Source organism: Modestobacter versicolor (genome assembly GCF_014195485.1).
Taxonomy (GTDB): domain Bacteria; phylum Actinomycetota; class Actinomycetes; order Mycobacteriales; family Geodermatophilaceae; genus Modestobacter; species Modestobacter versicolor.
Window position 1 is genome coordinate 2,320,711 of record NZ_JACIBU010000001.1, and the last position, 22,186, is coordinate 2,342,896.

Annotated in this window: 22 protein-coding genes; 4 read left to right on the plus strand and 18 right to left on the minus strand. The window is 74.6% G+C overall.

Features of this window, described 5'->3' with window-relative positions:
* Positions 1-120: 120 nt before the first annotated feature.
* On the plus strand, positions 121-1,047 hold the full coding sequence (locus FHX36_RS11370) for a hypothetical protein (protein ID WP_110552269.1): 927 nt from the start codon (positions 121-123) through the stop codon (positions 1,045-1,047).
* A 100-nt stretch (positions 1,048-1,147) separates the two neighbouring features.
* On the opposite strand, the gene phoH2 is transcribed toward FHX36_RS11370, so the two are convergent.
* The 6 genes from phoH2 to FHX36_RS11400 form a co-directional block, all read right to left on the minus strand.
* Positions 1,148-2,443: an RNA 5'-3' helicase PhoH2 gene (phoH2, locus tag FHX36_RS23940; protein WP_110552268.1), complete on the minus strand. Its 1,296-nt coding sequence runs from the start codon at positions 2,441-2,443 to the stop codon at positions 1,148-1,150.
* A gap of 221 nt (positions 2,444-2,664) precedes the next feature.
* On the minus strand, positions 2,665-3,465 hold the full coding sequence (locus FHX36_RS11380) for an ABC transporter permease (protein WP_110552267.1): 801 nt from the start codon (positions 3,463-3,465) through the stop codon (positions 2,665-2,667).
* Entirely contained in the window at positions 3,462-4,457 is a 996-nt protein-coding gene (locus FHX36_RS11385; protein ID WP_110552266.1) for an ATP-binding cassette domain-containing protein, read from the minus strand. The genes FHX36_RS11380 and FHX36_RS11385 overlap by 4 nt, the downstream gene beginning before the upstream one ends.
* A 50-nt stretch (positions 4,458-4,507) precedes the next feature.
* The gene (locus FHX36_RS11390) at positions 4,508-4,684 is read right to left on the minus strand and encodes a hypothetical protein (protein WP_181428765.1); all 177 of its coding nucleotides are present in this window, start codon (positions 4,682-4,684) and stop codon (positions 4,508-4,510) included.
* Between the two features lie 5 nt (positions 4,685-4,689).
* Positions 4,690-5,907 carry a DUF885 domain-containing protein gene (locus tag FHX36_RS11395; RefSeq protein ID WP_110552265.1) on the minus strand — a complete coding sequence of 406 codons (1,218 nt, stop codon included), beginning with the start codon at positions 5,905-5,907 and terminating at the stop codon, positions 4,690-4,692.
* Between the two features lie 171 nt (positions 5,908-6,078).
* Positions 6,079-6,858 carry an isoprenyl transferase gene (locus FHX36_RS11400; protein WP_110552264.1) on the minus strand — a complete coding sequence of 260 codons (780 nt, stop codon included), beginning with the start codon at positions 6,856-6,858 and terminating at the stop codon, positions 6,079-6,081.
* A 115-nt stretch (positions 6,859-6,973) separates the two neighbouring features.
* Between FHX36_RS11400 and trhA the strand changes: the two genes are divergently transcribed.
* Positions 6,974-7,801 carry a PAQR family membrane homeostasis protein TrhA gene (gene trhA / locus FHX36_RS11405; RefSeq protein ID WP_110552263.1) on the plus strand — a complete coding sequence of 276 codons (828 nt, stop codon included), beginning with the start codon at positions 6,974-6,976 and terminating at the stop codon, positions 7,799-7,801.
* Between the two features lie 31 nt (positions 7,802-7,832).
* Here the strand turns inward: trhA and FHX36_RS11410 are convergent, their stop codons facing one another.
* The 7 genes from FHX36_RS11410 to mca all read right to left on the minus strand — a co-directional run bounded on the left by FHX36_RS11410 (position 7,833) and on the right by mca (position 14,279).
* Positions 7,833-9,077, minus strand: a complete 1,245-nt coding sequence (locus FHX36_RS11410) for a geranylgeranyl reductase family protein (protein ID WP_110552262.1) — start codon at positions 9,075-9,077, stop codon at positions 7,833-7,835.
* Positions 9,078-9,116: 39 nt separating this feature from the next.
* The gene (locus FHX36_RS11415) at positions 9,117-9,776 is read right to left on the minus strand and encodes a maleylpyruvate isomerase N-terminal domain-containing protein (RefSeq protein WP_110552261.1); all 660 of its coding nucleotides are present in this window, start codon (positions 9,774-9,776) and stop codon (positions 9,117-9,119) included.
* A gap of 19 nt (positions 9,777-9,795) precedes the next feature.
* Positions 9,796-10,380, minus strand: coding sequence for a hypothetical protein (locus FHX36_RS11420; protein WP_110552260.1), 585 nt, complete (start codon positions 10,378-10,380; stop codon positions 9,796-9,798).
* A 50-nt stretch (positions 10,381-10,430) separates the two neighbouring features.
* A complete protein-coding gene (locus tag FHX36_RS11425; protein WP_183513747.1) occupies positions 10,431-12,437 on the minus strand; it encodes a DUF255 domain-containing protein in 2,007 nt (668 codons plus the stop codon).
* A gap of 26 nt (positions 12,438-12,463) precedes the next feature.
* The gene (locus FHX36_RS11430; protein ID WP_110552444.1) at positions 12,464-12,967 is read right to left on the minus strand and encodes a phosphate-starvation-inducible PsiE family protein; all 504 of its coding nucleotides are present in this window, start codon (positions 12,965-12,967) and stop codon (positions 12,464-12,466) included.
* 107 nt (positions 12,968-13,074) lie between these two features.
* The gene (locus tag FHX36_RS11435) at positions 13,075-13,395 is read right to left on the minus strand and encodes a hypothetical protein (RefSeq protein WP_110552443.1); all 321 of its coding nucleotides are present in this window, start codon (positions 13,393-13,395) and stop codon (positions 13,075-13,077) included.
* Positions 13,392-14,279 carry a mycothiol conjugate amidase Mca gene (mca, locus tag FHX36_RS11440; protein ID WP_110552442.1) on the minus strand — a complete coding sequence of 296 codons (888 nt, stop codon included), beginning with the start codon at positions 14,277-14,279 and terminating at the stop codon, positions 13,392-13,394. Before mca ends, FHX36_RS11435 begins: the two co-directional genes overlap by 4 nt.
* Before the next feature lie 209 nt (positions 14,280-14,488).
* On the opposite strand from mca, the gene greA reads away from it, so the two are divergent.
* Together greA and FHX36_RS11450 are read left to right on the plus strand one after the other, a co-directional pair.
* A complete protein-coding gene (gene greA, locus FHX36_RS11445) occupies positions 14,489-14,995 on the plus strand; it encodes a transcription elongation factor GreA (protein WP_110552441.1) in 507 nt (168 codons plus the stop codon).
* A gap of 8 nt (positions 14,996-15,003) precedes the next feature.
* Positions 15,004-15,348, plus strand: coding sequence for an RNHCP domain-containing protein (locus FHX36_RS11450; RefSeq protein ID WP_110552440.1), 345 nt, complete (start codon positions 15,004-15,006; stop codon positions 15,346-15,348).
* A 183-nt stretch (positions 15,349-15,531) separates the two neighbouring features.
* Here FHX36_RS11450 and FHX36_RS11455 read toward each other — a convergent pair whose 3' ends face one another.
* The 5 genes from FHX36_RS11455 to FHX36_RS11475 all read right to left on the minus strand — a co-directional run bounded on the left by FHX36_RS11455 (position 15,532) and on the right by FHX36_RS11475 (position 22,009).
* Positions 15,532-17,601: a M3 family metallopeptidase gene (locus FHX36_RS11455; protein ID WP_110552439.1), complete on the minus strand. Its 2,070-nt coding sequence runs from the start codon at positions 17,599-17,601 to the stop codon at positions 15,532-15,534.
* A gap of 132 nt (positions 17,602-17,733) precedes the next feature.
* On the minus strand, positions 17,734-18,540 hold the full coding sequence (locus FHX36_RS11460) for an ABC transporter permease (RefSeq protein ID WP_110552438.1): 807 nt from the start codon (positions 18,538-18,540) through the stop codon (positions 17,734-17,736).
* Positions 18,537-19,538, minus strand: a complete 1,002-nt coding sequence (locus FHX36_RS11465) for an ATP-binding cassette domain-containing protein (RefSeq protein ID WP_110552446.1) — start codon at positions 19,536-19,538, stop codon at positions 18,537-18,539. The genes FHX36_RS11460 and FHX36_RS11465 overlap by 4 nt, the downstream gene beginning before the upstream one ends.
* 162 nt (positions 19,539-19,700) lie before the next feature.
* On the minus strand, positions 19,701-20,387 hold the full coding sequence (locus tag FHX36_RS11470) for a response regulator (protein WP_110552437.1): 687 nt from the start codon (positions 20,385-20,387) through the stop codon (positions 19,701-19,703).
* Complete coding sequence (locus FHX36_RS11475; RefSeq protein WP_220035951.1) at positions 20,384-22,009, minus strand: sensor histidine kinase; 1,626 nt, start codon at positions 22,007-22,009, stop codon at positions 20,384-20,386. The genes FHX36_RS11470 and FHX36_RS11475 overlap by 4 nt, the downstream gene beginning before the upstream one ends.
* Between the last annotated feature and the right edge of the window lie 177 nt (positions 22,010-22,186).

Genomic DNA, 22,186 nt, shown 5'->3' on the forward strand with positions numbered 1-22,186 from the left:
GTGCTGCGGCACGTGCACCGCGGCAGGAGGGCGTGCACTGCGGCGTCCACACCCTGGAGGTGCGTCCACAGTCGGCCGCGCACGGCACCACCGGCCCGGCCGTTCCCCGACGCTCCTGGGATGAGCACCGCAGCAGAGCCGCCGCGGCTCGTCACCAGGCCGCAGGCCCTGGCGGCCGGCCTCGTCGACGACGAGATCCGGCGACGGCGGCGACGCGGCCAGTGGACGACCCTGCAGCGAGGCGCCTACCTGGCCGGTCCCGGACGCCCGGACCGACGGCAACGCCATCTCCTGGCCGTCGAGGCCACCCTGGCAGGCCTCCGCGTCCCGGCCGTCCTCAGCCATGCTTCGGCCGCCGCACTGCACGGGCTGCCGCTCTGGGGCCTCGCCCTCAGCAAGGTCCATGTCACCCGGCAGCCACCGGCCCGCAGTGCCGACGAGGCCCGCCTGCGGTCGCACGTCGCCCGGCTCGGCCCGGACGACGTCGTGGACGTGGGCGGGACCACGGTCACCAGCCTCGCGCGCACCGTCACCGACCTGGCGAGGGCCGCCCCCTTCCCGGTCGCCCTCGTCATCGCCGACGCGGCACTCGCGAGCGGCCGGACGTCGCCCGACGAGCTGAGGGCCTGCCTCGCCGCCGGCGCCGGGACGCGCGGCACCCGGTCGGCCCGCAGGGCCCTGCTGGCAGCAGACGGGCGCAGCGAGAGCGTCGGGGAGAGTCGCAGCCGGGCACTGATGATCGACGCCGGCCTGCTCCTGCCCGATCTGCAGGTGGCGGTGGCCGGACCTGACGGGCGGCTCATCGGCCGCAGCGACTTCGGCTGGCGAGGTCACCGCCTGCTCGGTGAGTTCGACGGGCGCGTGAAGTACGGGCGGCTGCTCCGCCCGGGTCAGCACCCGGGAGACGTGGTGTTCGCCGAGAAGCTCCGCGAAGACGCGCTGCGGGCCGAGGACTGGGGCATGGTCCGCTGGGTCTGGGATGACCTGGCCGCGCCGGCCGGGCTCGTCGCCGGGTGGCAGCGGGCGCTCGACCGCGGAACGCACTGACCCCGCAGTGCACGACCTCCCTCTGCACTGCACGTGCTGCAGCGCGTGCAGTGCAGAGGAACGGCGTGCAGTGCGGGGTCAGCGCACAGCGTCGAGCGGGTCAGAGCGGGAGGTCCTCCAGCATCTCGGTCACCAGCGCCGCGATCGGCGACCGCTCCGAGCGGGTGAGGGTCACGTGGGCGAACAGCGGGTGGCCCTTGAGCGCCTCGATCACCGCGGTCACGCCGTCGTGCCGGCCCACCCGCAGGTTGTCGCGCTGCGCCACGTCGTGGGTCAGCACGACGCGGGAGTTGGTGCCCAGCCGCGACAGCACGGTGAGCAGCACCCCGCGCTCGAGCGACTGCGCCTCGTCGACGATCACGAAGCTGTCGTGCAGCGACCGGCCGCGGATGTGGGTCAGCGGCAGCACCTCGATCAGCCCGCGCGCCACGATCTCGTCCAGCACGTCGCTGCTGACCAGCGCACCCAGGGTGTCGAAGACCGCCTGCGCCCAGGGCGCCATCTTCTCGCCCTCGCTGCCGGGCAGGTAGCCGAGCTCCTGGCCCCCGACGGCGTACAGCGGCCGGAAGATGACCACCTTCTTGTGCGCCCGCCGCTCCATCACCGACTCCAGGCCGGCGCACAGCGCGAGCGCCGACTTGCCGGTGCCGGCGCGACCGCCCATCGAGACGATCCCGATCTCCGGGTCGAGCAGCAGGTCCAGCGCGATCCGCTGCTCGGCGGACCGGCCGTGCAGCCCGAAGGCGTCCCGGTCGCCGCGCACCAGCCGCACCTGCTTGTCCGGCAGCACCCGGCCGAGCGCCGACCCGCGGGCCGACAGCAGCACCAGCCCGGTGTGCGTGGGCAGCTCCGCGGCGGCCGGCAGGTACACCGACCCGTGCTCGTAGAGCGCCTGGATCTCCGGCTCGTCGACGGAGAGCTCGGTCATCCCGGTCCAGCCGGCGTTGACGACGCCGAGGCCGCGGTACTCCTCGGTGGCCAGCCCGACGGCGGCCGCCTTGACCCGCAGCGGCACGTCCTTGGTGACCAGGCAGACGTCGCGGCCCTCGGCCCGCAGGTTCAGCGCGACGACCATGATCCGGCTGTCGTTGCTGTCGTTGCGGAAACCGGCCGGCAGCACCGACGGGTCGCTGTGGTTGAGCTCGACGTGCAGCGTGCCCCCGGCGTCACCGATGGGCACCGGGGCGTCGAGCCGGCCGTGCAGCACCCGGAGGTCGTCGAGCATCCGCAGGGTCTGCCGGGCGAACCAGCCGAGTTCGGGGTGGTCGCGCTTGTCCTCCAGCTCACCGATCACCACGAGCGGCACCACCACGTCGTGCTCGTCGAACCGGGAGAGCGCGCCCGGGTCGGAGAGGAGCACGGAGGTGTCGAGGACGTACGTACGGCGAGTGCTCACGAGTCGGCTCCCGTGGGGCGCACAGCGCGCCCCGGCTCGAAGGTGGCCGGGTCCCGGCGCAGGGGCCGGGACGCGGCCCCCTTGGTGAACGATCTCCGTCGCACCAACCGGGCCTCCCGTGGACGACGAGGTGAGCTCGTCCTCCACCGCGGACGCTAGGCCCTCCTGCCGACAGAAGCACCAGCGGGACACGCCAACGAGTGACGTGTGTTGTCAGTTCGTCAGCTGGACTCCTGCCGGAAACGTCGGACGCCGAACCACCAGCCGACGACCCCCATGGCCACGGTCAGCCCGGCGCCCCACCACGCGGTGCCGCTGCCGTAGTCGCCCTCGAAGAAGGCCCGGGTGCCCTCGACGACGTGCTTGAGCGGGTTGACGTCGCTGACCGCCTGCAGCCAGCCGGGCGCCAGCGTCATCGGCAGCAGGATGCCCGACAGCAGCAGCACCGGCAGGACGACGGCGTTCAGCAGCGGGGCGAACGCGTCCTCGCTCTTCAGCGTGAGCGCCAGCGCGTAGGAGACCGAGGCGAACGCCGCGCCCAGCAGCGCGATGACCACCAGGGTGAGCACCACGCCGAGCACCGGTGCGCGCAGCCCGAGCGGGATGGACACCAGCACCAGCAGGGTGCCCTGCACGAGCAGGACGACGACGTCGCGCAGCACCCGCCCGAGCAGCAGCGCGGTGCGGCTGGCCGGGGTGACCCGCTGGCTCTCGATCACGCCGGCCCGGTACTCGGCGATCAGCCCGAAGCCGACGAACAGCGCGCCGAAGATGCCCAGCTGCACCAGGATCCCCGGCACGAACAGCTGGTAGGCGTTGCCGGAGCCGAGCTGGCCGGACAGCGGCTCGAGCAGCGGGCCGAACAGCAGGATGTAGAGGATCGGCTGCAGCAGGCTGATGACCAGCCAGGCCGGGTTGCGCAGCGACATCCGCATCGCCCGGGCGAAGACCGTGTACGTGTCGCGCACCAGGTTGCTGCGCGCGTCGGTCGCCGCCGGGGCCTGGGCGCGGGTCGTGCTCATCGGGTGGGCTCCAGCTGCTCGGTGGGGACGGTGGTGGGCGCGCCCTCTTCGCGCAGCGACCGGCCGGTGAGGCCGAGGAAGACGTCGTCCAGGCTGGGCCGGCGGCTCTCGATCCCGGCGACGGCGATGCCCGCGGCGTCCAGCTCGCGGACCAGGCTGACCAGCGCCGCACCGCCGGAGGGGGCGCGGCCGACCACCCGGGCGTCGAGCACCTGCGGGGTCTCCGCGCCGGGCAGCGCGCCCATCAGCGCGGCGACCCGGCCGGCGTCGGCGGCGTGCTCGACGGTGACGGTGAGGACGTCACCGCCGACCTGCGACTTGAGCTCGTCGGGGGTGCCCGAGGCGACGATCCGGCCCGAGTCGATGACCAGGATGCGGTCGCACAGCGCGTCGGCCTCGTCGAGGTAGTGGGTGGTCAGGAAGACCGTCGTCCCGCGCTCTTCCCGCAGCCCGCGGATGTGCTGCCAGAGGTTGGCCCGCGCCTGCGGGTCCAGCCCGGTGGTGGGCTCGTCGAGGAACACCAGGCCGGGGACGTGCACCAGGCCCAGGGCGATGTCCAGCCGGCGGCGCTGGCCGCCGGACATCGTCTTCGGCTGGCGCTCCCAGAGCCCGTCGAGGTCCAGCTCGCGGAACAGCTGCTTGCCGCGGGCGGTGGCCTCGGCGGTGCTGATCCCGTACAGCCGGGCGTGGTCGACGACCTCCTCCCCCGCCCTCGCCTCCGGCGCGGTCGAGCCGCTCTGCGACACGTACCCGATCCGCCGGCGGACGCCGACCGGGTCGGTGACCAGGTCGCAGCCGGCGACCGTGGCGGTGCCCGCGGTCGGCGCCAGCAGCGTGGTGAGCATGCGCAGCGTCGTGGTCTTGCCGGCGCCGTTGGGGCCGAGGAAGCCGACGATCTCCCCGGCCTCGACGTCGAGGTCCACGCCGGCGACGGCGTGCACCTCCTGCTTCTTCTTCCGGAACGTGCGGGCCAGACCGCGGGCGTGGATCACGGCGCGCAGTGTCCACCGGGGCGGTGACAGGAGTCGACCGGGTTCTGCCCTCAGCGCTCCCGGCGCGGCCGGACGGCCACCGCGGCCCAGACCAGCGGCACCAGCAGCACCGGCCACTGCAGCGAGAGGTCGCCCAGCCAGAGCAGCCCGACCAGCAGCAGCACCGCCAGCCAGCCCGCCGTCCAGAGCCCGAGCAGGCGCCGTTCCCGCGGCGTCGTCGGCACCACGACGGTCAGGCGGCCGCGAGCTCTGCCGCGACGACCGCCGGGGTCAGCGGCTCGTCGAGCAGCCGCAGGAAGCGGTCGGCCACCGACTGCTCCGCCGGGCGGGCGGCCAGCCAGGTGGACAGCAGGTCGAAGCCCTCGACGTAGGTGGAGATGTAGGCGCGCCACAGCGGGTCGGTGAGGAACCGCAGCTGCTGGGCGGCCCGGTCGTGGCTGACCAGCGCCCAGCGCTGCAGGTGGGCGATGACCTCGTCGGGGTCGGCGCCGCGGTCGTGCAGCAGGATCGCGGCGTCCTGGCGGACCCGGTTCAGCGGGGCGGCGGCCGCCGCGACCCGCTCGGCCAGGTGCCCGTCGAAGCGCAGCCCCAGGTCGCCGAGGACGTCGGCGGCCCACGGCCCCCACCCCGCACCGATGGAGGCCTCCACGCCGAGGTCGGCGAGCCCCTCGGCCATCAGGCACTCGGGGGTGTTCACCAGGAAGACCGTGTGCTCCAGGTGCTGGTCGCGCTCGACCAGCCCGCGCTCCTTGCGGCAGTGCTCGGTGTGGTGACCGGGGTAGGACTCGTGGGCCACCAGGTGCGGCAGCTGGGCGAGGCGGTGGGGCAGGTCGGCGTTGATCGCCACCCGGGAGCGGTAGTCGCCCTCGTAGTAGTTGAAGCCCGACCACGGCTTGTCGGTGACCACCTCGTACTGCACCGTCTCGGCCTCGGGCAGCCCGTACTGGCCGCGCACCCGGTCGCGCAGCGCCGAGGAGAGCGCGTGCACCGCGGACTCCAGCTTCGCCGGCGGGCACTCCTCGCGCCGCCGGTGCACCGCGTACCGCTCGGCGAGCGTGCCGCCGCCGGGCAGCAGCTGCTCCAGCTCGGCGTGCGCGGCGGCGTACTCCGCCGGGTCGCCGAGCGTCACCTGCACCTGGAAGTACGCCTCGACCTCGGCGATGAAGCCGACCGGCTCGCCGCCCATCTTGCGGGCGGTGCACTCCAGGCCGGTCAGCTGGCCGCGCAGGTAGGCGGTCCGGTCGGCCGGCAGGGACGCCGAGTCGAGCTCGGCGAGCAGTGCCCGGGCCTGGTCGCGCAGCCGCTGCGGGGTGGCCGCGGGCTCGTCGGCGACGGCGGCGCGCAGCCGCGGGTCACCGGTGTAGGCGTCGACGAAGCCGGACTCCAGCCGGTCGAAGCGCAGGCCCAGCCGCACGTACTCCAGGGGGACGTCGACCGCTCCGGCTGCCATGCGACCGATCTTCTCAGCCGCCGCGACACAGGCGGCTCCCGCCCCGGTTCCGCTCCTCGGTCGCTGTGCGACCAGTCGCCTCCGCGCTCGCTCCGCTCCTCGGTCGCTGGCGCTCCCTGCGATGCTCACTCGCTGTCGGCTCCTGCGCTCCCTGCGATGCTCGCCGGAGCGTCAGCCGCCGAAACGGCGGTGCCGGGCGGCGTAGTCGCGCAGCGCCCGCAGGAAGTCCGCCCGCCGGAAGTCCGGCCAGTACACGTCGGTGAAGTGGAACTCCGAGTTCGCCGTCTGCCAGAGCAGGAAGCCCGACAGCCGCTGCTCGCCGCTGGTCCGGATCACCAGGTCCGGGTCGGGCTGGCCGCGGGTGTAGAGGTGCTCGGCGATGTGGTCGACCTCGAGGGCCTCGACCAGCTCGGGCAGCGTCGTCCCCCGCTCGGCGTGCTCGGCCAGCAGCGACCGGACGGCGTCGGCGATCTCCCGGCGACCGCCGTAGCCGACGGCGAGGTTCACCGTCGCCCCCGGGCGGCCCTGGGTGTCGTCGGCGGCCTTCTTCAGCACCGCGGCGGTCTCCGCCGGCAGCAGCTCCAGGGCGCCCATCGGCCGCAGCTGCCACCGGCGGTCGGGCCGGGACAGGTCGGTGGCGACGTCCTCGATGATCGACAGCAGCGCGCTCAGCTCGGGCTCAGGGCGGCTCAGGTTGTCGGTGGAGAGCAGGAAGAGCGTGACCACCTGGACGCCGGCGTCGTCGCACCAGCCGAGCAGGTCGACGATCTTCTCCGCGCCGCGGCGGTGGCCGTGGGCGACGTCCTCCAGGCCGATGGCCCGCGCCCAGCGGCGGTTGCCGTCCATGATCACACCCACGTGCCGGGGGGTGTCGGCCCCCAGGAGCGCCCGCGCCAGGCGGCGCTCGTACAGCACGGTGAGCGTCTCGCGGACCCACGCGCGCACCCCCACGCCGCCACCCTAGGACCCGGGGGTCGCTCCGGCCGACCCCAGGCCCGGACGCGCCCAGGAAGCTCACAGCTCGTCCGAGATGACGCGCTACCTACGGCTCCGTAACCTCGGTCGCATGACCGTCTCCTCAGACCGCGAGGACCACGTCCGGGTCAGTGCCGACGGCGCAGAGCTCGAGGCCCCGCTGGCCGAGGCGCTGCGCACCGTCCACGACGAGGGCGAGCACGTCGACGGCATCGCCCGGCAGGGCGAGTGGGCGCTCAGCGACTACGGCGACCGCGACTACGACCACCCCGACTCGCGGCCCCGGATGCGCGGCTGGCTGCACCTGTTCGCGTTCTTCGGCTCGATCGTGGCCGCGGCGGTGCTGATCCCGCTGGCCTTCGTCGAGGGCCCGCGCGCGGGCTTCCCGGTGAGCGTCTACTGCCTCACCATCCTGGGGCTGTTCGGGGTCAGCGCGCTGTACCACCGGCGCCGCTGGTCGCCGCGCGGGTGGGCGCTGATGAAGCGCGCCGACCACTCGATGATCTTCCTGTTCATCGCCGGCACCTACACGCCGTTCTCCTTCCTGGCGGTGCCCGAGCCGACCGGCTGGTGGCTGCTCGGCGGGGTGTGGACCGGCGCCGTGCTCGGCATCGCGCTCAAGATGGTCTGGCCGCACGCGCCGCGCTGGCTCGGCGTGCCGATCTACCTCGGGCTGGGCTGGGCGGCGGTGTTCGTGCTGGTCGACATCCTCGACCTGGTCGGCGTCACCGTGCTGGTTCTGATGGCGGTCGGTGGCCTGCTCTACAGCGTCGGCGCGATCGCCTACGCGTCCAAGCGGCCGAACCCCTGGCCGGGTACCTTCGGCTACCACGAGGTGTTCCACGCGATGACCATCGTGGCGGCGACCTGCCACTACATCGCCGTCTACTTCGCGATCTACAACTCGCCCTTCGTCTGACGAACGACCCCCTCGCCCTGCGAGGGGCCGCTCAGCTGAAGGGCGCGCGGTGGTCCAGCCGCACCGAGGCCCGGCCGGCCAGCCGCCAGACCCGGGCGACGACGTCCCGGTCGGCGTCGGTGACCAGGTTGCCCATCACCCGCAGCGCCACGGTCATCAGCGCCTTGGAGCGCATGCCGACCGGCCCGGCCGCCGGGAGCAGCCGTGGCACGGTGAGCAGCCCGGCCAGCCGCCGGGCGATCGAGAACGCCTCGCCGTAGTGCCGGCGCAGGCCGGCCGGCCAGGCCCGTGACCAGTCGTCCTCGTCGAACAGCTCGACGACGCTGCGGCCGGTCTCCAGGCCGTAGTCGATGCCCTCCCCGTTGAGCGGGTTCACGCAGCCGGCCGCGTCACCGACCAGCGCCCAGTTGCGCCCGGCGACCCCGGAGACCGCCCCGCCCATCGGCAGCAGCGCGCTGGCCGGCGCGCGGACGGCGCCGTCGAGCTGCCACTCCTCGCGCCGCTGGTCGGTGTAGAGCTCCAGCAGGCTGCGCAGCCGGACGTCGGCCGGGCGGCGCTCGGTGGCCAGGGTGCCGACGCCGACGTTGACCTCCCCGTCGCCCAGCGGGAACACCCAGCCGTAGCCGGACAGCAGCTCGCCGTCGCCCCCGCGCAGCTCCAGGTGCGAGGAGATCCACTCGTCGTCGCTGCGCCCGGACCGGATGTAGCCGCGGGCCGCGACCCCGTAGGCGGTGTCCTTGTGCCACTCGCGGCCGAGCACCCGGCCCAGCGGAGAGCGCGCGCCGTCGGCGACCACCAGCCGCCGGCAGCGGACGGTGCGGGTCGAGTCGTCGGGACGGCGGAACACCACGCCGGTCACCCGGTCGCCGTCCCGCTCGACGTCCACCGCGCGGGCCCCCTCGAGCGGAGCGGCCCCGGACTCCAGGGCGACGTCGCGGATCCGGGCATCGAGCTCGGTGCGCGGGACGGCGCCGCCGTGGTCGGGCAGCGAGCCGCCCGGCCAGGGCAGCAGCAGCTCCTGGCCGAAGCCGGCGGCCCGCAGCCCGCGGTTGCGGCCCTTGGACCGCACCCAGTCGCCGAGGCCCAGCAGGTCGAGCTCGCCCATCGCCCGCGGCGTGAGGCCGTCGCCGCAGGTCTTGTCGCGGGGGAACACGGCGGCGTCGGCGAGGACGACGCCCACGCCGCTGCGGGCGGCCCAGGCGGCCGCGGCCGAGCCGGCCGGACCGGCTCCGACCACCAGGACGTCGGTCTCGGTGGGCTCGACGTCAGTGGTCACACGGTCCAGTGTCCCAGGTGCCGCGGGACGGCCGACCGATCATCCGAAGAGGGGGAAACGACTGGCGCCGGGGCCGAGCTCCAGGCGGTCGGAGGCGGTCAGCCGCTCCCGGCCGGTGCCGCGCAGCGCCGCCGTGACGTCGTCCCAGCGGTCCGGCAGCGACCCGCCCAGCAGGCCCTCGAGCACCCGGCGCACCTCGGCCAGCGGCTCGGCCGAGGGGCCCGGGCGGTCCAGCTCGCGGACCAGGTCGAGGTGGTGCACGGCGGCCTCCACCACGAGCGTGGAGAGCAGGTCACCGACCCGCAGCACCCGGTCCTGGGTGCGCACCGTGTCCGCGGTGCGCACCCGCCCGGCGGCCACCACGACGGCTGCTGACGTCTCGGCGTACTGCGCGGCGATCGCGGCGATCCCGCCCTGCGTGCTGGCCGCGATCCGGGTGCTCCACAGCTCCTCGTCGTCGCCGGCGCCGGGCGGCTGCCACCCGGTCCAGTAGCTCACCGCGTCGGTGTCCGCCGGGCCGGGCGCGGGGGTGCACAGCGCGACCAGCGCCCGGCGGGCGTCCCCGAGCAGGTGGAACCCGAGGTCGACCGGGCCCCAGCCGGCACACCCGGTGGGCTGGAACGACTCCTCGGCGCTCAGCGACCCGAGCACGCCGGCGAGCTCGCCGTACGTGGTGCACAGGAGCGGGACGGCGGTCACCCCGCCACCCTGGCAGACCTCAGTCGACGCGGGGGCCCTGGGCCCGCACCTGCTCCACGCCGGCCATCGCCTCGCGCAGCTGGGTGAGCCAGTCGTCGGTGTGCTGCCCGACCAGGCGGACCGCCCAAGCCAGCGCCTCGGAGCGGGACCGGGCGACCCCGGCGTCGACCAGGGTGTCCAGGACGAGCCGCTCGGGCTGCCGCAGCCGGGTCATCACCGGCACCGACAGCGTGGTGAAGAGCTCGCGCTCGCCCCCGCAGCTGGCGCCCCAGGCGACCGACCGGCCGTAGCGCTCCTGCGCCGCGTCGGCGATCGCCATCCGCTGGGTGCGGGTCTGCTCGCGGAACCGGGCGATCCGGCCGGCCCGGGCGGCCACCGGGTCGCCGTCACCGGCGTCGGGCTCCGGGACGGCGCCGATGACGGTGATCTCGTCGCGGTCGATGACGAGCTCGACCGGGCCGGTGAACCACTCGTCGGGCAACCGGCCGGCGAACCAGCCGGCGACCTCGGCGCGCTCGACGGGCGGCGGGGCGTCAGCGGCGCGGCCGCGGGCGCGACCCCGGCCGGGGAAGCCCTCGGGTGGGAAGCGGTGGTGTGCGTGCACGGTGTCCTCCTCGGGACGACGACCTGAGGTGCACCACTGTAATCGTGTAATCAATCCGCAGGCTGGGTCATCGCTGCGCTCAGAGCGGACACCTCGGTCACCGGCGCGGAGCAGACGAAGCCGCGGCAGACGTAGGCCGCCGGGGCGCCGCCGACCAGCGGCCGGTCGGCCAGCAGCGGGACGCCGGGCGCCCCGGGCTCCCCCACCACCACGACGGCGCCCGGGCTGGTCGACGAGCGGGCGGCCCGGGCGAGCGCGTCGCGGGCCGGCCCGGCCGGACCGCTCACCGCCACCTCGAGCGGGCCGGCGACCAGCGCCTCCCCCACCGCGGCCGCCCACCCGGCGGCCTGCGGGGCGTGCTCGACCAGCCGGGCGAGGGACGCCAGCGCCTCCTCACCGCGCGCCCGGTGCTCGGGCGAGCCGGCGAGCGCCGCGTACCCCACGAGCGCCCCGGCGGCCGCGGCGATGCCCGCCGGGGTGGGGCCGTCGGCGGGGTCGAACGGCCGGTGCACCAGCGCCTCGGCGTCCGCGGCGGTGTCGTGCCAGGTGCCGTCGGCGTCGACGAACTGGTCGGTGACGACGTCCAGCAGCTCACCGGCCCAGCTCAGCCAGCGGGGGTCGGCGGTGGCGGCGTGCAGGGCGAGCAACCCCTCGGCGAGGTCGCCGTAGTCCTCGAGCACGCCGGCGTGCGCCCCCGCCGCCCCGTCGCGGGAGGCCCGGCGCAGCCGCCCGCCGACCCAGTGCGTGCCGTGCAGCAGCTCGGCGGTCCGCACCGCGGCGGCCACCAGGTCGTCGTCGCCGGTCAGCGCCCCGTGGTCGGCCAGCGCCGCGATCGCCAGGCCGTTCCAGGCGGTCACCACCTTGTCGTCGCGGGCCGGCTGCGGCCGCCGCGCCCGCGCCTGCGTGAGCGCGGCCCGCACCCGGGCCAGCCGCTCGGTGTCGTCGGGGTCGCGGCGCAGCTGCAGGGTCGAGCTGCCGTGCTCGAACGTGCCCTCGGGGGTCACGGTGAACACCTCCGCGGCCCAGGCGCCGTCGTCGTCCCCGAGCACCTCGCACAGCTGGTCCGGCGTCCAGGCGTAGGTCAGCCCCTCGACGCCGTCGGTGTCGGCGTCCAGCGCGGAGGCCAGCCCGCCCTCGGGGGTGCCGAGGTCGCGCAGCAGGAAGCCGGCGGTCTCGTCGGCGACCCGGCGGGCCCAGCCGGCGCCGGTGGTGCGCCACAGGTGCGAGTAGGTCCGCAGCAGCAGCGCGTTGTCGTAGAGCATCTTCTCGAAGTGCGGCACCACCCAGCCGGCGTCCACGGAGTACCGGGCGAAGCCGCCGGCCAGCTGGTCGTAGATGCCACCCCGGGCCATCGCCTCCGCCGTCGTCACCGCCATGCCCAGGGTGTTGGCGTCGCCCCGGCGGGCGTGCGCGCGGAGCAGGAACTCCAGCACCATCGACGGCGGGAACTTCGGGGCGCCACCGAAGCCGCCGAGCTGCCGGTCGTGCCGTTCGGCCAAGGCACCGACCGCGCGGTCGAGCAGGTCGACCGACAGCGGGCTGGGCGCCCCCAGGTCCAGCCGGCTGGAGATCCCCTCGACGATGTCCCCGCCGGCCGCCTCGAGCTCGGCCCGGCGGTGCACCCAGGCGTCGCTGACCGCGTCGAGCACCTGCCGGAAGGACGGCATGCCCGGGTGCGGGCGGGGCGGGAAGTAGGTGCCGCAGTAGAACGGCGCCCCGTCGGGCGTGGTGAACACCGTCATCGGCCAGCCGCCCGCGCCGGTCAGCGCCTGGGTGGCGGCCATGTAGACGCTGTCGACGTCCGGGCGCTCCTCGCGGTCGACCTTCACGCAGACGAACCCGGCGTTGAGCTGCGCCGCCGTCGCCTCGTCCTCGAACGACTCGTGCGCCATCACGTGGCACCAGTGGCAGGCCGCGTAGCCCACGCTCACCAGCACCGGCACGTCGCGCTCGCGGGCCTCGGCGAACGCGTCGGCGCCCCACTCCCGCCAGTCGACCGGGTTGTCGGCGTGCTGGAGCAGGTAGGGCGAGGTGGCGGTCGCGAGTCGGTTCGGCACGGCACCCCCCTACCCGGTGCGGGGCGTCAGCTCCCCTCGTCCGGCTCCCGCTCCTTGACCCGCAGCGCCCAGGCGGTGCCGCCGAGGAGCACGACGAGGACGCCGAGCACCGCGATCTCGGTGATCCGGTCGTCGAACTCCGCACCCTTGCCGATGACGCCCGCGGCCTCGACGGAGAGGACGACGATCTCCTTGATCGAGGCGATGATGCCGACCAGCAGGAAGGGCTCGGCGACGAGCTCGCGGCGCTCGACGGTGGTGCGCACGGCGAACAGCAGCTCGACGACGATGAAGACCAGCAGCAGGACGTCGAGCACCTCGAGCACCGGGGTGGTCGAGAAGTCGCCGATCAGGCCCCAGCTGGTCTTCGCGGCCACGCCGAGCAGCAGCAGGGCGCTGACCACCAGGAACACCGCGATGCCCGCGTAGACGACGTTCTCCGCGAGCTCCAGCGCCCGGGTGCCGAAGCGCCCCAGGGGCCGCGGGGGCTCGCGCTTCTCGGGGTCGCGCGTGCTGCGCTCGGTGGCCACCCGGTGATCATGGGGCCCGGACGGCGTCCGCGCGCTCAGGACGCGGCGGCCGGCCCCTCCTGCGGGTCATCCCCCGCCGTCGCCCCGGCGCCGACGGGTGCGGTCGGTCAGGCCTGCGGGCCCGGCCGGCCGTCGTCGTCCCGGCGGGGCGGCTCGATCGCCAGCGGCGCACGCCGCAGGGTGTCCAGCAGCTCCTCGCCCGGGTCGCGGACCGGGGTGGGCACGAGCTCGGCCGGGGTGTCGGGCACCTGGTCGGCCGGGTCGAAGCTCACCGGCACCCGCTTCAGGTGCCGGCCCATCGACCGGCCCAGGAAGATCACCGCGATCAGCAGGACGACGATCAGCAGCAGCCCCAGCGGGCCGGACTTGCCGACGTCCTCGGGCAGCTGCGGCTGCTCGGCGGCGAGCAGCACCAGGGCGCCGGTCACGAGACCTCCGCCGAGCTGCGGATGCCGGCGAACAGGTCGTCCTCGGGCGTGGTCGAGTCGACGAGCGAGCGGGCCAGCTCGTAGTCCTCGGTCGGCCAGGCGTTGCTCTGCACGTCCAGCGGCACCGAGAACCAGCGGCCGGTCGGGTCGATCTGGGTGGCGTGCGCGATGAGCGCTGCATCGCGCACCGCGAAGTACTCCGCGCACGGCACCTGGGTGGTGACCCGGTGGGAGATGTCCTTCTCCGCGTCCCAGTCGGCCAGCCACTCGGTGTAGGGCGACTCGGCACCGGTCGCCAGCACCGCCTCGTGCAGCGCCTTCGTCCGGGGCAGGGTGAAGCTCATGTGGTAGTAGAGCTTGCTCACCTGCCAGGGCTCGCCCAGGTCGGGGTAGCGCTCCGGGTCGCCCGCCGCCTCGAAGGCGTACACGGAGATGTCGTGGGTCTTGATGTGGTCGGGGTGCGGGTAGCCGCCGCGCTCGTCGTAGGTGGTCATCACCTGCGGCTTGAACCGGCGGATCAGCTCGACCAGCGGAGCGGCGGCCTCCTCGATCGGCACCAGCGCGAAGCAGCCCTCGGGCAGCGGCGGCAGCGGGTCGCCCTCGGGCAGGCCGGAGTCGACGAAGCCCAGGAACTCCTGCTCGACGCCGAGGATCTCGCGCGCCCTGGCCATCTCCTCGGTGCGGATCTCCGCCATCCGCTCCCACACCTCGGGGCGGTCCATCGCGGGGTTGAGCACCGAGCCGCGCTCGCCACCGGTGCAGGTGGCCACCATCACGCGGACGCCTTCGGCGACGTACTTGGCCATGGTCGCGGCGCCCTTGCTCGACTCGTCGTCGGGGTGGGCGTGCACCGCGAGCAGACGCAACTGGTCCGGTTCGGTCACCTGCTCATTGTGACCCTCCTGCGGCGGCGCCGGTGCAGCGCCCGGGACATCGGGGGTGTGCCGGTCGCCACGCCGGGGCGGCCAGTTCCTGCCCGGTGCCGTTCCGCAGGCCGCTGCGGGAGGGTGCTCCGCGGTGTTAGGTTGCCCGGATTGACCACCGGTGGCCCTCCTGACGGAGGGTCGCGCTGACGAGCACCAGGAGTGATCCCGTGTCCACCCCGACTGACCAGCAGGACCAGGGCGTCTGGCTGACGCAGGAGGCCCACGACCGGCTGCGCGCCGAGCTCGACCAGCTGATCGCGAACCGTCCGGCGATGGCCAAGGAGATCAACGACCGTCGCGAGGAGGGTGACCTCAAGGAGAACGGCGGTTACCACGCCGCCCGCGAGGAGCAGGGCAAGCAGGAGGGCCGGATCCGGCAGCTCACCGACCTGCTGCGCAAGGCCCGGGTCGGCGCCGCGCCGACGACGGCGACCAACGCCGCGCTCGGCACCGTCATCACCATCGCCTTCGACGGCGACGAGGACGACACCGAGAAGTTCCTCCTCGGCTCCCGCGAGATCGCCGGCACCACCGAGCTCACCGTCTACTCCCCCGAGTCGGCGCTGGGCGCGGCGATCGTCGGGGCCGCGCCGGGCGCGACGGTCACCTACACGGCTCCGAACGGCAAGGAGATCTCGGTCAAGGTCCTGGCCGTCGAACCGTTCGTGCCCTGATCGACCGCATGACCAGCACGACCGACGGCGGGCGGGCGCGGGGCCGGCGGGCGGAGAACACCGACTTCGTCTGCGGGCACTGCGCCACGCTCGTCCCCGCGAACACCGACGGCCACTACCGCAACCACTGCCCGTGGTGCCTGTGGTCGCTGCACGTCGACGAGCTGCCCGGCGACCGGGCCAGCGAGTGCCGGGCGCTGATGGAACCGATCGGCCTGGTGGAGAAGTCCGGCAAGGGCTGGCAGGTGGTGCACCGCTGCACGCAGTGCGGCCACCGCCAGCCCAACCGGCTGGTGCGGGACGGCGCGGCCCCCGACGACCTGGACCTGGTGCTCGAGCTCCCCTGGCTCTGAGGCCGGCGCTCGAACCCGACCGCCACAGCTCCCGTCCGACCGCACCGCCCGTCTGAGGGCACCGCCGTCCGCCCGCAGTGCACGCGTTGCGTGCGCACTGCCCGTGCTGCAGCCCGTGCACTGCGGGCGGTCGGCGTGCGACGAGGGCGGCCGGCCGGGCAGCCGCCCTCGTCGCACCGCGGCTCAGGCGGCCGGGGCCAGACCGCGACGGCGGAGCAGCGGGCCGGTGTCGGCGTCCCGGCCGCGCACCGCGCGGAACGCGCCCAGCGCGTCGACCGAGCCGCCCCGGGACAGCAGCCGGCTGCGGAAGACGTCGCCGTTGGCCCGGTTCAGGCCGCCGTTCTCCTTGAACCACTCCACGGTGTCGGCGTCCAGCACCTCCGACCAGATGTAGGAGTAGTAGCCGGCCGAGTAGCCACCGGCGAAGACGTGCTGGAAGTACGTCGTCCGGTAGCGCGGCGGCACCAGGTCGGAGGCCACCCCGGCCGCCCCCAGCGCCCGCGCCTCGAACGCCTGCGGGTCGTCGACCACGGTGTCCGGCCCGATCCGGTGCCAGGCCTGGTCGAGCAGCGTCGCGGCCAGGTACTCCAGGGTCGCGAAGCCCTCGCCCCACAGCGAGGCCGCCTCGATCGCCTGCACCGCCTCGGTGGGGAGGGGCTCGCCGGTCTCGACGTGTGTGGCGTAGTGGGTGACGATCTCCGGCCACAGCGCCCACATCTCGTTCACCTGGCTGGGGAACTCGACGAAGTCGCGCGGCACGGCGGTGCCGGAGAAGCGCGGGTAGGTGACGTCGGAGAACAGCCCGTGCAGCGCGTGCCCGAACTCGTGGAACAGCGTGGTGACCTCCGACAGCGTCAGCAGGGTGGGCTGCCCGGCCGCCGGGCGGTTGACGTTGAGGTTGTTGAAGACCACCGGCTGGGTGCCCAACAGCCGCGACTGGGTGACGAACGCGCTCATCCACGCCCCACCGCGCTTCCCCTCGCGGGCGTAGAAGTCGCCGAGGTAGAGCCCGACCGGCTGGCCGTCGGGACCGGCGACCTCCCAGACCCGGGTGTCGGGGTGGAAGCCGACCAGGTCCGGGCGCGGGGTGAAGGTGTACCCGTAGAGCAGCTCGGCGGCGCGGAAGACGCCGTCGACGAGCACCCGGTCCAGCTCGAACCACGGGCGCAGCGCGGTGCTGTCGACGGCGTAGCGCTCGGCCCGCACGCGCTCGGAGTAGAACGCCCAGTCCCAGGCGGCCAGCTCGACGCCGTCGGCGGCGGCGAGCTCGCCGAGCACCTCCGCCTCCGACCGCGCGTTGGCGACCGCGGGGGCGACCAGCTCGCCCAGCAGGGCGTCGACCGCGGCCGACGTCCGGGCGGTCTGGTCGGCGGCGATGAGGTCGGCGTGGGTGTCGAACCCGAGCAGCCGGGCGCGCACCGCGCGCAGGTGGGCCATCTCCGCGGCGACCGGGCCGTTGTCGTGCTCGCCGGCCGACGCCCGGGTCACCGAGGCCTCGTACAGCCGGCGGCGCAGCGCGCGGTTCCGCAGCTTGGCCAGCGCCGGCTGGCCGCTGGGCAGCACCAGGGTGAGCAGGTGGGAGCCGGGGCGGCCGCGCTCGGCTGCTGCCCCGGCCGCGGCGGCGATCTCCGCGTCGGACAGGCCGTCGAGCTCGGCGGCGTCGTCGACCACCACGGCAGCGGCCTCGGTGGCCAGCTGCAGGTTCTGGTCGAAGGTGGTGCTCAGCTCGGCCAGCCGCTGGTTCAGCTCGCGCAGCTGCTCGCGGCCGGGCTCGTCGAGCCCGGCGCCGGCCAGCACGAAGTCGAGGTGGTAGCGCTCGACCAGCCGCACCTGCTCCTCGTCGAGCCCGGCGTCGTGCCGGGCGGCGTGCACGGCGTCGACCCGGGCGAACAGCGCCGGGTCCAGCCGCAGCGCGTCCTCGTGGGCGGCGGCCAGCGGGGCGAACTCCCGCTCGATCTCCCGGACCCGGGGGCTGGAGACCGCCGAGGTCAGGTTGTAGAAGACCCGCTCGGCGCGGGCCAGCAGCTGCCCGGAGAGTTCCAGGGCGACCACGGTGTTGTCGAAGGTGGGCTCGGCCGGGTCGGCGATCACCGCGGCGATCTCCGCGCGGTGCTCGGCCATGCCGGCGAACAGCGCCTCGCGGACGTGCTCCGGGGTGATCTCGGCGAACGGCGGCAGCTGGTAGGGCAGCTGCGACGGCGCCGCCAGCGGGTTCGACGCGGACAGGGGCGCGGAGGCGGGTGAGGCGGTCATCCCCTCCATCCTCACCCGCCGCCCCGCCCCGCACCCGACGGCCCGTCCACCGGCCGCGCCGTCAGCCCTTCCGGCCCCTCTGCAGGGGCCCGCCGCGAGCTCGCGAGCGGTGGGGGGCAGAGGGGTCCTTCCTCAGCGGCTGGCCGTGCGCAGGTAGGCCCGCACCGACAGCGGCACGAAGACCGCCAGGATCGCCACGGCCCACAGCAGCGTGTAGAGCACCGGGTTCTGCAGCGACCAGGCGTCGGGCTCGGGCATCCCGGCCGGGATGTTGCCGAACAGCTCGCGGGCGGCCTGGGTGACCGTCGACACCGGGTTCCACTCGGCGAACCCGCGCAGCACCGCCGGGAAGCTCTCCAGCGGCACGAACGTGTTGGCGACGAAGGTGATCGGGAAGATCACGATGAAGCTGGCGTTGTTGACCACCTCGGGCGTGCGGACCAGCAGCCCGACCATCGCCATCAGCCAGGAGATCGCGTACGCGAACACCAGCAGGATCACGAAGCCGCCGATGGCCTCCACGACGGAGGAGTTGATCCGCCAGCCGACCAGCAGCCCGGTCACCGCCATGACGACGATCGAGATCAGGTTGAGCCCGAGGTCGGCGACCGTGCGGCCGATGAGCACCGCCGAGCGGGACATCGGCAGCGACCGGAACCGGTCGATGAGGCCCTTCTGCAGGTCGTCGGCGATGCTCGCGCCGGTGATGGTGGAGCCGAAGACCACCGTCTGGGCGAAGATCCCGGGCAGCAGGAACTCCGCGTACGTGATGCCCGGCGGCAGGTTGATCGCGCCGCCGAAGACGTAGCGGAACAGCACCACGAACATGATCGGCGACAGCGTGGCGAAGACGATCAGGTCGGGCACCCGCTTGACCTTGATCAGGTTGCGCCGGGTGATGACGACGCTGTCGGAGACGGTCTCGGCCAGGGTGCTCATCGGGAGGCTCCAGCGCTGACGGTGGTGGCGGGCGCGGCGTCGTCGGAGGGCGGGGCGTCCTCCGCGGCGTGCCCGGTGAGGGTGAGGAACACGTCGTCCAGGTCGGGCCGGCGCAGCCCGATGTCCAGCACGTCGACGTCGACGCCGGCCAGCCGGCGCAGCGCCTCGGCGAGCGTGTCGGTGCCGCCGGTGACCGGCACCGACAGCCGCCGGGTCTGCTGGTCGGCGTGCACCTCGCCCTGGGACAGCGGGCGCAGCACGTCGGTGACGACGGCGAGCTGCTCGACGGTGCGGACGGTGAGCTCCAGGCGCTCGCCACCGACCTGGGCCTTCAGCTCGTCGGCGGTGCCCCGGGCGATGACCTCGCCCTTGTCGATGACGACCATCCGGTCGGCCAGCCGGTCGGCCTCCTCCAGGTACTGGGTGGTGAGCAGGATCGTCGTCCCGTCGTGGACCAGGTCGGCGATGAACTCCCACATGCCCAGCCGGCTGCGCGGGTCGAGCCCGGTGGTCGGCTCGTCGAGGAAGAGCACCTTGGGCCGGGCGATCAGCGAGGCGGCGATGTCCAGCCGGCGGCGCATGCCGCCGGAGTAGGTCTTCGCCGGCCGGTTGGCCGCGTCGGTGAGGTCGAAGCGCTCCAGCAGCTGGCCGGCGCGCAGCCGGGACTCCCGCTTGCCCAGCCGGTAGAGCCGCCCGACCATCTCCAGGTTCTCGGAACCGGTCAGGTACTCGTCGACCGCGGCGTACTGGCCGGTGAGCCCGATCGTGGCGCGCACCTGGTCGGCCTGGGTGGCGACGTCGAGCCCGGCGACCTCCGCCCGCCCCGCGTCGGGCTTCAGCAGCGTGCTCAGGATCCGGACGACGGTGGTCTTGCCGGCGCCATTGGGCCCCAGCAGCCCGAGGACGGTGCCCTCGGACACGGTGAGGTCGACCCCACCGAGCGCGGTGTTCTCCCCGAAGCGCTTGACGAGCCCCTCGACGACGACGGCGTTGGTCATGCCGCGCACGCTAAGCCGGTCCTACGACAGTTCTCGCGTCCATTTCCGGTGACCCGGCAGGTCCGTCCCATGTGCACTCCTCCGACGACGCGCGGTGCCGACCGCCGTCGCGGCGGTCCACGGTCCAGACCGGCGCCGGCCGGGGAACTCATCGGTCGGCCCTCACCGCCACCGGTACTCCAGCTCCGGCCGCCCCGTGCCGCCGTAGCGCGGGGTGCGGGCGACCACCCCGGTGTCGGCCAGGTGCTCGAGGTAGCGGCGGGCGGTGATCCGGGAGGCGCCGATCAGCTCGGCCGTCTCGGCCGCGGACAGCCCGGCGTCGGCGCGGGTGGCGGCCCGCACGGCGGTGACGACGGCGTCCAGGGTCTCCCGGGCCAGTCCCTTCGGCAGCGGCGCCGGCCGCACCGGGCGGGCGGCCTCCAGCACCCGGTCGACGGCGTCCTGCCCGGCGACGTCACCCCCGGCGCGCAGCTGGGCGCGGTAGTCGACGTAGGCGGTCAGCCGGTCGCGCAGCGCCGCCTGGCTGAACGGCTTCAGCAGGTAGCCGACGACGCCGTGGGCGGCCGCCGCGCGGACCGTGGTCAGCTCCCGCGCCGAGGTGACCGCCAGCACGTCGACGTCCCGCCCCGACGCCCGCAGCCGCCGGCACAGCTCGATGCCGTGGGTGTCGGGCAGGTTCATGTCCAGCAGCACCAGGTCGACCCGGTGCCGGGCCAGCGCCTCCCAGGCCGCCGCGCCGGTTCCGGCGACCGCGACCACCGCGAAGCCCGGCGTCCGGTCGACGTAGGCGCGGTGGGCGTCGGCGGCGACCGGCTCGTCCTCGACCACCAGCACCCGCAGGTCGCTCACCGGGGCGTCCCGGCCGGCGCCCGGACCGGCAGCGACACCTCGAACAGCCCGCCGGGCCCCGGCCGGACCGTCACCGTGCCCCCGTTGCGCCGGACCGCCTGGGCGACCAGCGCCAGCCCCAGTCCGCGGCCCAGACCCCGCGGGGCAGCCGACTCCTTCGTCGTCCAGCCGCGCTCGAAGACCCGGTCGGGGTCGCTGACGCCGGGGCCGGTGTCCTCGACGCGCACGTGCAGCCGCTCGTCGACGACCCAGAGGGCCAGCTGCACCTCGCGCGGCGGGTCGCCGAGCAGCGCCGCGTCGATCGCGTTGTCCAGCAGGTTGCCGACGATGGTCACCAGGTCACCGCCCGGGATCCCGGTGGCCCCCACGGCGGTCTCCGGGTCGATCTCCAGCGCCACGCCCCGCTCGTGGGCGGTCGCCGCCTTGCCGAGCAGGAGCGCTGCGAGCACCGGCTCGCCGACCGCGGCCACCACCCGGTCGGTGAGCTGCTGGGCCTGGGCGAGCTCGGCGGTGGCGAACTCGACGGCCTCGGCGCCGCGGCCCAGCTCGACCAGCGACACGGTGGTGTGCAGCCGGTTGGCGGCCTCGTGCGCCTGGGCGCGCAGCGACTCCGCGAACGACCGCACGCTGTCCAGCTCGCCGGTCAGCGCCTGCAGGTCGGTGTGGTCGCGCAGGGTGACCACCGTGCCCACCGAGCTCCCGCCGGGCCGGGCCGGCGCCTGGTTGACCACCAGCACCCGCGAGCCGCTGACGTGCACCTCGTCGGTGGCCGGCCGCTGGTCGGCGAGGGTGGCGGCGAGCTCCGCGGACAGGCCCAACTCGCTGACGTGCCGGCCGGTGACGTCGGCGTCCAGCTCCAGCAACCGGCGGGCCTCGTCGTTGACCAGCTGCACCCGCCCGTCGCCGTCGAGCAGCAGCAGGCCCTCGCGGACGGCGTGCAGCACGGCGTCGTAGTACTCCAGCATCCGCACCAGCGGGACGGCGCCCAGGCCGTGGGTCTGCCGGTGCAGCCGCCGGCTGATCGCCCAGCTGCCCAGGACGCCGACGGCGAGCACGGCCAGCACGGCGACGAGCAGGCCGGGCAGCGCGGCGGTGACGTCGTCGCCGATCGCCGCCACGGTGATGCCCACGCTGACCAGGGCGACGACCTCGGTGGAGCTGCCGGTGGCGAAGACCGGGGCGACGGCGCGCACCGACGGCCCCAGCGTGCCGCTGTAGGTCTCGGTGAAGGTCCGCCCGGCCAGCGCCGGCTCGATGGTGCCCAGGAAGGGCCGGCCGATCTCGGCCGGGTCGGGGTGGGTGAACCGGGTGCGGTCGGGGGCCAGCACGGTGATGAAGGAGATGCCGGTGTCGGCCCGGACCTGCTCGACGTAGGGCTGCAGCACCGTGGTGGGGTCGGCGCCCACGACGGCGTCCCGGACCAGCGGGGAGTCGGCGATCGCCTCGGCGGTGCTGCGCGCCTCGGTGGTCGCCCGGCTCTCGACCGCGGCGCCCGCCTGGCGCCAGGCGACCCACCCGAGCCCCAGGACGACGACCAGCACGACCAGCCCCTGGAGCAGCAGCAGTTGCCGGGCCAGGCTGCCGGGATCGCGGCGCCGCACCAGCGCCGAGGGGGTGCGCACCGGCCGAGTGTGCCCCGGCGCCCGGGTGGGCGGGCACCGGCGTCGCACGGACGGGTGGTGACCACCGCCGAACGCAATGAACGAATCAGTGACCCCGGTCACCACTGCGGCGCACAGTGCAACCGTCGCCGTCCCCCGGCGGCGTCCCCGGCGGTCCCCAGCCGCCAGCCACCGACT